Raw genomic sequence first — 14,241 nt, 5'->3', positions numbered from 1 at the left:
TTCAGGTTTTTGGTTCCGACACGCTGTGCTCAGCAAAACTGCTGTGCATTTTAGCGACACGCTCTGTCGACTGCGATCGCTGCACGGGAGCCATTCCGAAACGACGGTTGCAACATTCGCTGCGAGAGCCACATTTGGCTCCGAGCGAAATGGCGCAAAAGGGGTAAGTCATGAGCGAACATCATGTCGTCGTTGTCGGCGGCGGTTTCGGCGGGCTGCAGCTCGTCAACGGGTTGAAGGGCGCAGGCGTGAAGATCACGCTCGTCGACCGGCGCAACCATCATCTCTTCCAGCCGCTGCTCTATCAGGTAGCGACGACCATTCTCTCCACCTCGGAAATCGCATGGCCTATCCGCCGCCTCTATGCCGACCGGCCTGACGTAACGGTGCTGCTCGGCGAGGTCACCGATGTCGACAGCGGCGCGAAAACGGTCTCTTTACGCAACGGCATGACTCTGGGGTACGATACGCTGGTGCTGGCGACGGGGGCAACACATGCCTACTTCGGCCATGACGAATGGGAGCCGGTGGCGCCGGGGCTGAAGACGCTGGAGGATGCGACGACGATCCGCCGGCGCGTTCTGCTCGCCTTCGAAAAGGCGGAGATGGAGGTCAGTCCCGCGGTGCGCGATGCGCTGCTGACCTTCACGATCGTCGGCGCCGGCCCGACGGGGGTCGAGCTTGCCGGCATCATCGCCGAGCTCGCGCATTTCACGCTGCCGGACGAATTCCGCAACATCGATACGCGCAAGACACGGGTCGTGCTGGTCGAGGCCGGCCCGCGGGTGCTGCCGACCTTTGCCGAGGAGCTTTCGGCCTATGCGCAGAAGGCGCTAGAGAAACTCGGCGTCGAGGTCCTCCTCGGCAAACCGGTGACGGAGTGCGGCGCCGACGGCGTGCAAATCGGTGAAACTTTCGTGCCGAGCCGGACGATCGTCTGGGCGGCCGGGGTCACAGCCTCGCCGGCCGCCCGTTGGCTCAACGTCCCGGCCGACCGGGCAGGGCGCGTCGTCGTCGAACAGGATCTGAGCGCGCCCGGCCTTCCCGACGTCTTCGTTATCGGCGATACTGCCTCGGTGATGCGCGAGGACGGCAAGCCTGTGCCTGGCATCGCGCCCGCCGCCAAGCAGCAGGGCGGCTATGTCGCCAAGGTCATCCGCGCCCGGCTGTCGGGCAAGCCGGCGCCTGCGCCCTTCAAATACTGGCATCAGGGGAGCCTGGCGACAATCGGCAAGAGCGCCGCGATCATCGATTTCGGCCGGATCAAGCTGAAAGGCTGGATAGCCTGGTGGATTTGGGGTCTCGCCCATATCTACTTCCTGATCGGCACCCGTTCACGCTTCTCCGTCGCCTGGAACTGGTTGTGGATCTATCTGAGCGGCCAACACAGCGCCCGGCTGATCACGCAGCGGGAGACGATGCGGGAGGAGGGGTAGGCAGCTGACGGATGGCGTAAAAAGTTATAGGGGCACACACGGCACATCTTCTCCTCCGCCATTCCTGTGCTCGTCACAGGAATCCAGCCACGGCGCGTCTGCGCCGTGAATGAGTTGCCGTTACGGACAGAGTCTGCTGTGCCCAAAGACTTGGACGCGCTGGATTGACGAGCACAGGGATGAGGGTGGTGGGTGGATGCCTGCGCTGAATTTCGTGATGCACAGCATCTGGGGTGATACACCCAACCTTGACATTTTTCCCCACACGCCCTTAGCATCCCGCCCGCGTCTCCCACCACCGGGAGGTCACGCATCCAGCCGCAACAACGGGTAGAGGTCCCAATGCGCCGACTCGCTTCTCAAGAAAATCACATCCGAATTTCTGAGAAGTTGGTGGTTCATGCGCACTTTGAATTTGGGCATCCTCGCCCATGTAGATGCAGGCAAGACTAGCCTTACCGAAAGACTGCTTTTCAACGCCGGCGTCATCGACAAGCTCGGCAGCGTCGATGCCGGTGATACACAGACGGACAATCTCGAACTCGAGCGGCAACGCGGCATCACGATCAGGGCCGCGGTGGTGTCGGTTGCAATCGGCGACGTAACCGTCAATCTGATCGACACGCCCGGCCACCCGGACTTCATCGCCGAGGTCGAGCGGGTGCTGGGGGTGCTGGATGCCGCGGTCCTCGTCGTTTCGGCGGTCGAAGGCGTGCAGGCGCAGACGCGCGTGCTGGTGCGGGCGTTGCGGCGGCTGGGTGTCCCCTTTATCTTCTTCGTCAACAAGGTCGATCGCCTCGGCGCGCGTTATGGGGAGGTGATGGAGGCGCTCGCCGCGCAGCTGGCCGTCCGGCCGATCCCCATGTCTTCGGTCATCGATGCCGGCACCAAGCTTGCACGGGTGGAGGCGCAGGACTCGGGAAACGAGCCACTTTTTTCGGCGCTCTGCGAGGCGCTCGGGGAAAACGACGAAGTACTGCTCAATGATTATGTGCTCGCCCCTGAGCGCCTGACGGAGGAAAGGCTCGGCCGCGCTCTGGCCGATCAGGTGGCGCACGGCCTGGTGCATCCCGTCTTCGCCGGCGCGGCCATGACCGGCGCCGGCGTGCCGGCGCTCGCCTCGGCCATCGCCGCGATCTTGCCGGCGCGGCGACCCGATCCGGATGGTCCGGTCGCAGGCAACGTCTTCAAGATCGAGCGCGGTTGGGGCGGGGAAAAGCTGTGCTATTTCTCCCTGGCCTCGGGCACGGTGCGGCTCCGGCAATATCTGGATCTGCCAAAAGGGGCGGAAAGAATAACCGCGATCCAGCTCTTCGAGGGAGGCCGCAGTCATGCGGTCGACAGTTTTCGCGCCGGGCAGATTGCGCGCGTCAGCGGCCTAACCGGCGCCCGCATTGGCGATGTGGTAGGCGGCGATGCGCGCTTCGACCGACGGGCTTGCTTCGCGCTGCCGACGCTGGAAACCCTGGTTCTCGCCCGGCGGCCTTCCGACAAGGCTGCGCTTTGGCTGGCGCTGAACCAGATGGTCGAGCAGGATCCCCTGATCAATCTGCGCCGGAACGATGAGACGGACGAGGTCTTCGTCTCCCTCTATGGCGAGGTCCAGAAGGAGGTGATCCAATCGACCTTGCTCACGGACTTCGGCCTTGAGGCAAGCTTCGATGAAAGCATGGTCATCTATGTCGAAAGGCCCATGGGAATTGGAGAGGGCCTGCAGATCCTCTTCAAGGAACCCAATCCCTTCTTGGCGACGGTCGGCCTGCGAGTCGAGCCGCGGCCGGCCGGAGCGGGCAACAGCTTCGCGCTGGAAGTGGATGTCGGCCAGATGCCCGCCGCCTTCTATCGGGCGGTCGCGGAAACCGTGTTCGAGGCGCTGAAGCAGGGGATTTTCGGCTGGCAGGTCGTCGATTGCCACGTGGCGATGACGGCGGCCCGGCACAGTTCGCCCGCAAGTACCGCCGCCGATTTCCGGCAGTTGACTCCTTGGGTGCTGGCGACGGCGCTAACGGCCGCACAGACTATTCTCTGCGAACCTGTGGACCGCTTTTACATCGAAACGCCGGCAGAGAGGTTGAGCGCCGTGCTCACCCTGCTTGCAAAATCGGCGGCGACGACGTCGGATTCGGTGATCGCCGACGGCGTCGCCCGGCTTGAAGGCACCATGGCATCTGCGGTGGTTCGAAACGTCCAGCAGCAATTGCCGGGCCTGACGAGTGGGGCAGGAACCATGGAAACCGCTTTCGACCATCACGCCCCGGCGACCAGCTCGCCGCGCTTTCGCCGCCGCTCGGGGCCTGATCCGTTCAACGCCGTCGAATATCTGCTGCGCCTGCGCGGGAGTGTCTAAAGTCGCGCTCGGTCGGGGAACAAGGATTTCCCCCGACTATTATCACCTCAAGTTCGGAGGCTTCATGCCCGATATCGATACGTTTCTCACCTTTATGTCGCCGTTCTCGCCATTCAGCTCTCGCCGGGGCCGGATATGATGCTCGTCATCGGGCGAGGCGTCGGGCAGGGTCGGCGAACCGCCTTTCTGAGTGCGGTCGGCATCACGGCGCTGGCCGGGGCAATCCAGATCTCGCTGCTGATCCTGGGCGTTGGCTCGCTGCTTCACGCCTCGCTGGTTGCTTTCGACATTCTGCGCTGGGCCGGAGCCGCGTATCTTGCCTGGCTTGGTGTCAAGCTGCTTCGCAGTGCAGACCGGCATCGCGAGGGGCACGGACAGCGGCACAGTCCGTCTCGGCAGCGAGGGCGCTTGGTGAGGGCACGATTAATAATCTGACCAATCCGAAGGCGCTCGTCTTTCTCTTCGCCTTCCTTCCGCAATTCGTGAACCCCGAGAGTTCATGGCCGGTGGCGATGCAGCTTCTTGTTCTCGGGGCGGTGACGAAGCTTTCGAACTTCGTCATCCTCAACACCGTCGCGTTCGGCGCGGGCACGCTCGGCGGCTGGCTCTCGCGCCGGCCGAGCTTGATCGCGTGGCAGCAGCGGTTCTCCGGTATCGTCATGATCCTTCTCGGCGTCCGCCTTGCCTTTTCAGGGGATGGCAGCGCTGTACAATCGCTGACATCTTCCGATGACGTAAAACGGCCGCCGAAGACGGGACTTCGGCGGCTGCAGGCATCTCACATCGGCGCGGCTGCCGGAGAAGCCGCCTTCCATTTTCATCAGGCCGCCAGCGAGGCGATGTCGATGACGAAGCGGTAACGGACATCGCTTTTCAGCACGCGTTCATAGGCTTCGTTGACCTGCTGGATGTTGATCTTCTCGATCTCGGAGACGATGTTGTGCTTGCCGCAGAAATCCAGCATTTCCTGGGTCTCCTTGATCGAGCCGATCATCGAGCCGGAGATGCTCTTGCGCCCGGGGATGATCGAGAAGGCGTGAACCGGAATCGGATTCTCCGGCGCGCCGACGACCACGAAGGAACCGTCCACCTTGAGCAGGCCGAGATAGGCGTTCCAGTCGATCTCGGCGCTGACGGTGCAGATGATCAGGTCGAACGTGCCGGCGAGCTTGGTGAAGGTTTCCGGATCATTGGTTGCGTAATATTCCTTGGCGCCGAGCTTCAGGCCGTCTTCTTTTTTGGAAAGGCTCTGGGACAGGACGGTGATATCGGCGCCCATGGCCGAACCCAGCTTGACGCCCATGTGGCCGAGGCCGCCCATCCCGACGATCGCAATCTTCTTGCCGGGGCCGGCATTCCAGTGGCGCAGCGGCGAATAGAGCGTGATGCCGGCGCAGAGCAGCGGCGCGGAGGCGTCGAGCGGCAGATTGTCAGGAATGGACATGACATAGCCCTCCTTGACGACGATCGAGTCGGAATAGCCGCCTTGTGTGCGTGTCTTTCCGTCGGCTTCGAAGTCATTGTAGGTGCCGCTGAGGCCCGGCATGTACTGTTCGCGGTCGAGGTCGCGCTCAGCGCAGCCGATGCAGGAATCGACGAAACAGCCGACGCCGACGCGGTCGCCGACCTTGAATTTGGTGACGGCCGAACCGACGGCCGAGACGATGCCGGCGATCTCATGGCCGGGCACGATGGGATAGACGGCGTTCTTCCATTCATTGCGGACGGTGTGGATGTCCGAATGGCAGATGCCGGCAAATTTGATGTCGATGACGACGTCATCCGGGTTCGGATCGCGGCGTTCGAAGGTGAAAGGGGTTAGTGGCTTGGAAGCGTCAGTGGCGGCGTAGCCTCGTGCAATAGGCATGGGAACCTTCCTTTTCGTTTACGGGAGGGGGGGTGAGCGGGATGGCGGACTATTGCCCAGAACGGCGTGAGAGGGTTAGAGCGATCCTCTCAGCTTTTTGCACGATCCTGCAAAAGTGAGGCGCTCGCCAGTTTGCGAAAAGCCAAAGGCACTCTAGATAAGGGCGGTATCGCCGGTCAGAGAATAGACAGAAAGAGTTGCCATATGACCTTGCCCTTCAGCCCCTATCAGGAAATCGTCGACATCGCGATGCGCTTCGCGCCCGGCGACGGCGAGTTCTCGACTGCGATCGGCAACCTCCATATCAGCCGCCGGTCGAAGCCCAGCGATCCCTTGCACAGCAGCTACCGGCCCTGTTTCGCCTTCGTGCTGCAGGGCGCCAAGAGCCTGCAGCTCGGCACGGAGCAGATCAGCTACGGAACCGGCGATTATCTCTTGACCTCGCTTGACCTGCCGGTCGCCTGGCGAGTTACGGAGGCTAGTTCCGAGGTGCCTCATCTCTGTCTCGGGCTGGCGATCGATTCGGAGAAGTTACTGGAGCTGCTCAGCCGCATCGACATTCCGCGCCCGGCCTCTCATACCGACGGCCAGCGCGGGATGGTGGTGAACGTCGCGCCGCCGGAGCTGATGGATGCCGCAGTCCGCCTGCTGCGCTTGCTCGATCGTCCAGGCGACATTCCTGCGATGGCGCCGCTGATCGAGCAGGAAATCCTATACCGGGTGCTGACCGGGCCGCACGGCGCCCGGCTGATCAACATCGCCACGGCAGACAGCCACAGCAACAGAATCGCCCGCGCCGTCGCATGGCTGAAGGAGAATTTCGCGCGGCCGCTGCGCATCGAAGATCTTGCCGAGCGAGTCAATATGAGCGTGTCGTCCTTCCATCACCACTTCAAGTCGGTCACCGCCATGACGCCCGTCCAGTATCAGAAGCAGCTGCGCCTGCACGAGGCGCGCCGGCTGATGCTCGTTGAGCGGCTGGACGCCGGCACGGCCGGCCATCGTGTCGGTTATCAAAGCCAGTCGCAGTTCAGCCGCGAATATAGTCGCCTCTACGGCGCTTCGCCGGCCCGCGATGTCGACGGCGTGCGCGAGATCATCGCGGCGGAATAGCGCTGAGGGCGCCGGCGTCGGCGCGGCTGCCGGCCAGCCATTAAAGGATGTTTGACCTTTCCGGGCTAGGCTGGCGCCATCCATCAAGCAGGCACCGCCGTCCGCATGACGCAAGCACCGTTACTTTCCATCGTCGCGCCTTGCCATAACGAGGAAGAAGGCCTGCGCGAATTCTGCCACCGCGCCGCTGCTGCCGCGCAGAGCGTCGCCGGCGACGCCTTCGAACTCATTCTCGTCGATGACGGCTCGTCGGACGGCACCTGGGAGATCATTTCGGAGCTGGCGGCAAAAGTGCCGCAGGTGCTCGGCGTCCGTCTCCTGCGCAATCATGGTCACCAGCTGGCGTCGACGGCGGGTCTTTCGGCGTCACGGGGCGAGCGCGTGCTCCTGATCGACGCCGATCTCCAGGACCCACCCGAATTGCTTTTGATGATGATGCCGATCATGGAGCGCGGCGCCGATGTCGTCTACGGCCAGCGTACGCGCCGCGAGGGCGAAACCTGGTTCAAGCTCGCCTCCGCTTCGATCTTCTATCGCGCTCTCTCCCGACTCGCTTCCGTCAGCATTCCGCGTGATACCGGCGATTTCCGGCTGATGCGCCGGCGCGTCGTTGATATTCTGCTGGCGATGCCGGAGCGCGATCGCTTCATCCGTGGAATGGTCAGCTGGATCGGCGGTCGGCAGGTTGCCCTGCCATACGAACGGGACGCCCGTTTTGCCGGAACGACGAAATATCCTCTGCGCAAGATGGTCAATTTTGCCCTCGATGCGATCACCAGCTTCTCGACGACGCCGCTGCGGATCGCCACATGGCTCGGCATGATCAGCGCCGGCGTGGCGGTGGCGCTGCTAATCTATACGCTCGTTCGCTGGCTGCAGGGCGAGACCGTCAGCGGTTGGTCGTCGATCATGGCGGCCGTCAGCGCCTTCAGCGCCATCCAGCTGATCTGCATCGGCATCATCGGCGAATATCTCGGTCGTCTCGTGCAGGAGAGCAAGAAGCGGCCAATGTTCATGGTCGAGACGATCCTGCGGGGCGGCGACCAGGCCGAACTGCCGACGGCTTTTTCGGAAATGAGCGCCGGCGAGCGCCGCGCCGCGCTGGATTCGGCCTTTGCGATGGCAGAACCGCGGCCGCAAAAGGGCAACCGGATCAGATAATGAATCGAATTGCTGCGCCCGTTCATGCCGTGGCCGGGCCGGAGGATTTGATCGCCCGGCAGGACTCGACGATTGCGATCGCCGTGTTCATCGCGCTTGCGGCTGCATTGGTCGTCCTGTTTCAATTCCCGCCGATTCTCGACTACGCCAATCACTATGCCCGGATCTGGCTGCTTTCGGGCGGTATCGGCGAGCAGCCGTTCCCTGAGATCTATGCGATCGATTGGAATCGCACCTTCACCAATGTGGGAATCGATCTTCTCGCTGTCTGGCTGGGGCCGCTCGTCGGCGCCGACAGGTTGGCGCGTGCATTGCTTTTTCTGGCGATCGTGTTGCCGCCGCTCGGTGCGATCGGGTTGCACCGCTCGCTCTTCGGCGGCCGTCACTACTGGCAGATTGCCATGCTGTCGTTCGCCTGGTGCGCCACGATGATCGGCGGCTTCATCAATTTCCAGATCGGCCTCGGCATGGCCTTGTTCCTCGCGTGCATCGATTTGCGGCTGCAGGGTGGAAATCCGGTCTGGATTTTTGCCTGGCGGCTCGCCGCCGCAGTGCTGCTGACGGTGATGCACATCTTCTCGCTCGGCTTCTATATCGCGATCGTCTGCGGCCTCGAAATTTCCTGGCGCATCGACATATTGCGATCGAGAGTGGGGTCGGCAAGGCTTACCGGCCGATTGGCGTCGGCGATCAGTGCCTGCGCCCTACCGCCGCTCGCCTTGTACCTCCGCACTGCTGCCTTACCGGATGCTGGCGGGAGCGGCCTTGGACTTGCCTGGAATGATGGCGTCATCCTGATCCTGATAAACCTTGTCTCCGCCATCACGACCTATGTTCCGTTGGTTGACGTCGTGCTGATTCTGCCACTGATCCTCATCTGCACGCGCGCCGCACGTGCGGGCGACATGCAGGTGCATGCGGGGCTCGCCGTTACCGCCTGCGGATTATTGCTTCTTTCCTGTATTTCGCCGCGCCACGCTCTCGGCACCGGCTGGATCAGCTGGCGCTTTCCGATCATGACAGCCCTCGTCGCCATGGCGATGGTGTGCCCGTTTGCCAATTTGAGGCGCCGACACGCGCTGTCGCTGGCGCTGATCATCAATCTTGCTGTCTTCGGCCGAGCCGGCTGGGTCGGCTGGAATTGGTGGCTGGCGGAGAAAGATGTCGCGGCTGTCGAGACTGTGCTGAGAAAGGTACCTGCCGGGGCGGCCGTGCTGCCTCTGGGGCATGAACCGGAGACCGCCAGCAGCCTTGCCCATTCCAACCGGCACTTTGCCTGGGGATTGGATACCTTCCGGCATCTGCCGACGCTCGCCGTGCCCTTCTCGCATGCTTTCGTGCCGACGCTCTTTACGGCAAAGGGCAAACAGCCGCTTTCCATCCTGCCGCCGTGGTCGGAGATCGCGGTTCCCGAGGGCAATCTGGTGTCGATCGGCGTACTTTCATGCCCGGCAATGATGCGGGAGTATGAGGGCTTTACACCCTATCTTTCGGATTGGCGCAGGCGTTTCAACTTCATCCTCGTCGCCAATGCCGATATCCCTGACCGCTACGTCGGCAGCTCGATGCCGGCGGGACTGACGCTTGTGGAGGCTGCCGGTTTCGCCAAGCTTTATGCGATCGACAAGGTAATGCCGGCGGAACCTCTCTCGATCCCGGCCGGTTGCGCGAGGGCGTCGTAGGCTGTGGATGTTCGGCGCTACGAAGTGCGACTAGTCCTCAGCTCGATCGCAAGCTGTCGCGCCTGCCGAGCCGTGTCTTCGTCGCAAATCACCACGTTTCCCAGACCCGACAGCAACACTGCTGCGATAGCCTGCGCCTTGTTCAGGCCGCCTGACGCGAAGACGACATTGGGAATGGCCCGCAGAACTTCCAACTCGGGAGCGATCGCGCATCTGTTTATCGCATGGTCGATCGGCCGCCCGATCTTATCGACGAACTGGCCGAGCACGTCGCCACAGGCGCCGGCTGCGAGCAATTCCTCTATGTTGATGTTGCTTGGCAAGCCGTAGCGCATCAGCAGCGAACGCTCGGTCATGTCGCCGATGCTGAGTACGATGACGTCATTGGTCTCGATCTGTCGAAAGGCCGATTCAAAGACATCCTGTTGGACGATTGCCGTCCGCGATTCCGGGCTGCCGGCATAGATCGGCGCAGCAAGATAGGAGCATTCGGCATTGAGCTGACGGGCAAGGTCGCTCGCAATGTCGAAGGTATTGATTTCGATGCCGTGCGTCAGCCCGCCCATGACCGAATTGACGCAGATATCAGGCCGTTTGAGGGAAGGCATATGACGCACCATCTCGCGGAGTGTCGCTCCCCACCCGACGCCGACGCCGCGGATATTGCGATTCAGCAATTGCACGAGATAATCGGCGGCCGCCTGGCCGAGCAGGACGGGGATTAGCTCTTCGTCCTCGGGTGTTGGTACGATGATCGCCCGATTCAGTGAGAATTCCGCTGCCAGTTGCTGCTCCAGTGCGATGCAGGACGTCAGCCGGGAATTGAGGGTGATGGTCACGAGGCCAGATCGGCGCGCCTCGGCGATGATCTTATTGACGCGAAGCCTGTTGGTCGAAAGCGCTTCAGCGATCTCACCCTGCGTGCGTCCCTCCATGTAATAGAGCCAGACGACGCGCACCTGCATCTGCTCGTCGGGCAGAGCGATCGGTGCGAAAGAAGCATTTCTGTTCTGTGACATGCGATAATCCGCGCTCCGCTTCGACGCCATGGATCTCAAATCCCCGGCGCTTGTCAATCGCAGCGGCCGGCTGTCATTCGCTCCACTCCCGTCAATCGGTTCGCCGCCCCGTCGACCTATTGAAGGGATGCAGACCATCCCTTCGCACGTAACAGGAAATGCGGTCGCCCTCCTGCAGACGCTGATCGGTGGGAACGCTCGCGACGATGCGCTTATCGCTGCCGTCTATGCGTAGATGCACGTTATTTTCATCGCCGACGGTCTCGATCAATTCGACCTGAGCGTCGAACCGCAGGTCATGCGCCGATCCGGCGCCGAGATTGACCGCTCCCGGCCTGATGCCGATGAGATCCGTATCCCTAGGCAGTGCGAGGTCGCAGGGGCCGAGCTCGTCCAGACCGATGAGGTTCATCGGCGGAGAACCGATGAAGCCGGCAACGAAAACGGTCTCGGGACGGCGATAGACCTCGATCGGTGTGCCGATCTGCTCGATCCTGCCGCCGTTCATGACGACCAGCCTGTCGGCCAGCGTCATCGCCTCGAGCTGGTCGTGCGTGACATAGAGGCTCGTCGTCTTGATCTGCCGCTGCAGCCTGCGGATCTCGAGCCGCATTTGCACGCGAAGCTTCGCATCGAGATTGGACAAGGGTTCGTCGAACAGGAAGGCGGCGGGATCGCGGACGATGGCGCGGCCCATGGCCACACGCTGGCGCTGTCCGCCCGAGAGCTGGCGGGGGCGCCGCTCAAGGAACTCGCCGATCTCGAGAATGCCGGCGGCGCTGGCGATCCGCCGGTCGATCTCGTCGCGCGGCAGGCGGCGGTTCTTAAGGCCGTATTCGAGATTCTGACGGACTGTCATGTGGGGATAGAGTGCGTAATTCTGGAACACCATGGCGATGTTGCGGTCGGCCGGATCGACATGGCCGACGTCCTTTCCTGATATCCTGAGATGCCCGGAACTTATGGCTTCGAGGCCGGCTATCATCCGCAGCAGGGTCGATTTTCCGCATCCGGAAGGCCCGACCAGCACGATCATCTCGCCGTCTGCGACGGTGAGATTGATCCCCTTTACCGCCGGAACCGGCCCGTAATTCTTCTTCAGATCGATCAGTTCGATAGCTGCCATAGCATCCTCCTTCGCCGTCGTCATACATTTGTAACACGCTATTGACATTTGTAACAAGTGACCCCAACCTTGTTTTATCGCCACTCTGGGAGGGGTTGACCGGCGCTGGACGCACCGGTCGGCGAACAACGGCTATGGAGAGGAAAACGAAATGACGGCAAAGTCTTCGATGGGCGCGCGCGTGGGGCGGACAATCCGCTCGTTCGCGGCGGGCGCTGCACTGGCGACGCTTGGATTGGCAGCTGCGGGTGAGGCCAGCGCAGCCGATCGCGTCAAGATCGAATGGTGGAATGCGGCAGGCGGCCGCCTAGCGGAAATCACCAACAAGCTGATTGCCGACTTTAATGCCTCGCAGGACAAATACGAGGTCGTTGGCATTGGCAAAGGCAATTACGAAGAGACCATGGCGGCCATGGTGGCCGCCTATCGCGTCCGCCAGCAGCCGGTGCTGATTCAGGCGGCTGAGCGCGGCTTTCTGACCATGTATAATTCCGGCGCTGTTATTCCGGTGCCGGAGCTGATGGAGAAGGAAGGCTACAAGATCGACTGGAACGATTTCGTCGCTCCGGTCGCCGGTTTCTATCTGGTCGACGGCAAGCCGGCGGCAATGCCGTTCAACAGCTCGACCCCGATCTTCTGGTACAATGCCGATCACTTCAAGGCAGCCGGTTTCGATAAGCCGGGCGACACCTGGCAAGAAGTCGACAAGCAGCTGCGTGCCATCAAGGAGAAGGGCGTTTCCAAATGCCAGATGGCGCTTGCGAACGACTTTTATTGGAGCCTGATCGAGAATTATGCGGCGATTCACGACCAGCCGTACGGCACCAAGGCGAATGGCTTCGGCGGCCTCGATACCGAGTTCATCTTCAACAAGAGCCCGCTGGTGGTCGGCCAGGTGACGCGCCTCAAGACGTGGATGGATGCCGGCATCCTGCAGATCGCCGGGCAGGGCCTCTCGCCCGACCAGCTCTTTAACTCGGGCACCTGTTCGACCTATGTGGCCTCCACCGCGGCGCATGCTGCCGTCGAAAGCGGTGCGAAATTCACTTGGAGCGCGACATTCCTGCCGCATGAGGAAGGCGTCCAGCCGAAGAACAGCACCATCGGCGGCGGTGCGCTCTGGGTCCTGAAGGGCAAGTCGGAGGAAGAATACGCCGGCGCGGCCGCCTTCCTGAACTTCGTCGCATCGCCGAAGACGCAGGTCTGGTGGAGCAAGCAGACCGGCTATGTTCCGGTCACCAACGCTGCGTATGAACAAGCCAAGTCCGAGGGCTATTACAAGGACCACCCCACCCGCGAGATCGCCATCCTCCAGCTCACGCGTGGTACCCCGACCGACAATTCGCGCGGCTTCCGATTCGGCAATCATAACCAGTCGATGGCGCTTCTGGTGGAAGAGATCCAGGGCGTGTGGACCGGCAAGAAGACACCGCAGCAGGCGCTGGATGCCGCAGTGGCTCGCGGAAACCAGATCCTTCGGCAGTACGAGCAGCTTCATGCAGCAAAGTAGGACCTTCGGAACGATCGGAGGCGCCGCTCGGCGCCTTCGCATCTCGGATATTCTTACGACGGGCCGTTCGATCGTGCGGCCGTCGGAGGCCGGGTTGAAGTCCGCCCACTTCAACAAGCCCTGGCTTGCCTTCGGCCTGGTTGCGCCGCAGCTGCTGATCCTCCTGTTCTTCTTTTTCATACCTTCTTACAAGGCGCTGTCGCTGGCCTTCGTTCAGGTCGATCCCTTCGGCGGTACACAAATCTTCGTCGGGCTGACAAATTTCTACAATCTGTTCGCCAGCCCGGAATATCGCGGCAGCGCGTTGTTCACGCTCTGGTTCACCATTGCGCAGAACGCCGCCACGCTGCTGCTTGCCGGCCTATTCGCCTTTGCGACCGATTTCGTGATCAGGGGCAGGGGAATCTACAAGAGCATCATCCTGCTTCCCTATGCGATCGCGCCTGTCATATCGGGCGTGATCTGGGCCTTCCTGTTCAATCCGGCAGTGGGGCCGATCGCGCAGTTTCTCCATGGGCTCGGCTTCGAATGGGATCCGAACCGGCGTCCTTTCGATGCGCAGCTTCTGGTGACGATCGCCTCGGTCTGGAAGAATGTCTGTTATGACTACATCTTCCTCGTCGCCGCATTGCTGGCCGTGCCTGCCTCGCTGCTGGAGGCGGCAAAGCTCGACGGTGCAAGACCCGTCCGACGCTTCTTCACGATCTCGCTTCCGCTGATCTCGCCGACGATTTTCTTCCTCGTGGTGATGAACTTCGTCTATGGATTGTTCGAAACCTTCGGGATCATCGATGCGGTCACACGCGGCGGTCCGGCGGGGGCGACGAACAGCCTGGTCTACAAGGTCTACCAGGACGGCTTCGTGCAGCTCGACCTCGGCTCGTCGGCCGCCCAATCCGTGCTGCTGATGCTGATCGCCATCCTATTCACCGTCGTCCAGTTCCGCGCCCTTGAGCGCAAGGTCAATTACCAGGTGTAGT

The 14,241-nt window shown here is 61.9% G+C and carries 10 protein-coding genes and 1 pseudogene; 8 read left to right on the top strand and 3 right to left on the bottom strand.

Going from position 1 to position 14,241, the window contains the following annotated elements:
• Nucleotides 1-170: 170 nt before the first annotated feature.
• The 3 genes and pseudogenes from J2J98_RS13900 to J2J98_RS13890 all read left to right on the top strand — a co-directional run bounded on the left by J2J98_RS13900 (nucleotide 171) and on the right by J2J98_RS13890 (nucleotide 4,643).
• Nucleotides 171-1,436, top strand: a complete 1,266-nt coding sequence (locus tag J2J98_RS13900; RefSeq protein WP_138393214.1) for an NAD(P)/FAD-dependent oxidoreductase — start codon at nucleotides 171-173, stop codon at nucleotides 1,434-1,436.
• Nucleotides 1,437-1,836: 400 nt separating this feature from the next.
• Nucleotides 1,837-3,783, top strand: coding sequence for an elongation factor G (locus tag J2J98_RS13895; protein WP_207601363.1), 1,947 nt, complete (start codon nucleotides 1,837-1,839; stop codon nucleotides 3,781-3,783).
• A 135-nt stretch (nucleotides 3,784-3,918) separates the two neighbouring features.
• Nucleotides 3,919-4,643, top strand: a pseudogene (locus tag J2J98_RS13890) (LysE family translocator).
• Here J2J98_RS13890 and J2J98_RS13885 read toward each other — a convergent pair.
• Nucleotides 4,604-5,650: an NAD(P)-dependent alcohol dehydrogenase gene (locus J2J98_RS13885; RefSeq protein ID WP_207601362.1), complete on the bottom strand. Its 1,047-nt coding sequence runs from the start codon at nucleotides 5,648-5,650 to the stop codon at nucleotides 4,604-4,606. The pseudogene J2J98_RS13890 and the gene J2J98_RS13885 sit on opposite strands and share 40 nt — an antisense overlap.
• A 204-nt stretch (nucleotides 5,651-5,854) precedes the next feature.
• Between J2J98_RS13885 and J2J98_RS13880 the strand changes: the two genes are divergently transcribed.
• From J2J98_RS13880 to J2J98_RS13870, 3 genes are all read left to right on the top strand, one after another.
• Nucleotides 5,855-6,763: an AraC family transcriptional regulator gene (locus tag J2J98_RS13880; protein ID WP_207601361.1), complete on the top strand. Its 909-nt coding sequence runs from the start codon at nucleotides 5,855-5,857 to the stop codon at nucleotides 6,761-6,763.
• 105 nt (nucleotides 6,764-6,868) lie between these two features.
• Entirely contained in the window at nucleotides 6,869-7,924 is a 1,056-nt protein-coding gene (locus J2J98_RS13875; RefSeq protein ID WP_207601360.1) for a glycosyltransferase family 2 protein, read from the top strand.
• A complete protein-coding gene (locus J2J98_RS13870) occupies nucleotides 7,924-9,606 on the top strand; it encodes a hypothetical protein (RefSeq protein ID WP_207601359.1) in 1,683 nt (560 codons plus the stop codon). The genes J2J98_RS13875 and J2J98_RS13870 overlap by 1 nt, the downstream gene beginning before the upstream one ends.
• Before the next feature lie 17 nt (nucleotides 9,607-9,623).
• On the opposite strand, the gene J2J98_RS13865 is transcribed toward J2J98_RS13870, so the two are convergent.
• Both J2J98_RS13865 and J2J98_RS13860 read right to left on the bottom strand, forming a co-directional pair.
• The gene (locus J2J98_RS13865; RefSeq protein ID WP_207601358.1) at nucleotides 9,624-10,625 is read right to left on the bottom strand and encodes a sugar-binding transcriptional regulator; all 1,002 of its coding nucleotides are present in this window, start codon (nucleotides 10,623-10,625) and stop codon (nucleotides 9,624-9,626) included.
• A gap of 91 nt (nucleotides 10,626-10,716) precedes the next feature.
• Nucleotides 10,717-11,751 carry a sn-glycerol-3-phosphate import ATP-binding protein UgpC gene (locus J2J98_RS13860; RefSeq protein ID WP_207601357.1) on the bottom strand — a complete coding sequence of 345 codons (1,035 nt, stop codon included), beginning with the start codon at nucleotides 11,749-11,751 and terminating at the stop codon, nucleotides 10,717-10,719.
• Between the two features lie 151 nt (nucleotides 11,752-11,902).
• Between J2J98_RS13860 and J2J98_RS13855 the strand changes: the two genes are divergently transcribed.
• Nucleotides 11,903-13,261 (top strand): extracellular solute-binding protein, encoded by a 1,359-nt coding sequence (locus J2J98_RS13855; RefSeq protein ID WP_207601356.1) that lies wholly within the window; start codon nucleotides 11,903-11,905, stop codon nucleotides 13,259-13,261.
• Complete coding sequence (locus J2J98_RS13850; protein WP_207601355.1) at nucleotides 13,248-14,240, top strand: ABC transporter permease; 993 nt, start codon at nucleotides 13,248-13,250, stop codon at nucleotides 14,238-14,240. Before J2J98_RS13855 ends, J2J98_RS13850 begins: the two co-directional genes overlap by 14 nt.
• Nucleotide 14,241 lies beyond the last annotated feature (1 nt).

This window comes from Rhizobium bangladeshense (assembly GCF_017357245.1).
In the GTDB taxonomy this organism is placed as follows: Bacteria; Pseudomonadota; Alphaproteobacteria; order Rhizobiales; family Rhizobiaceae; genus Rhizobium; species Rhizobium bangladeshense.
This window is presented reverse-complemented; position numbering and strand designations above follow the sequence as displayed.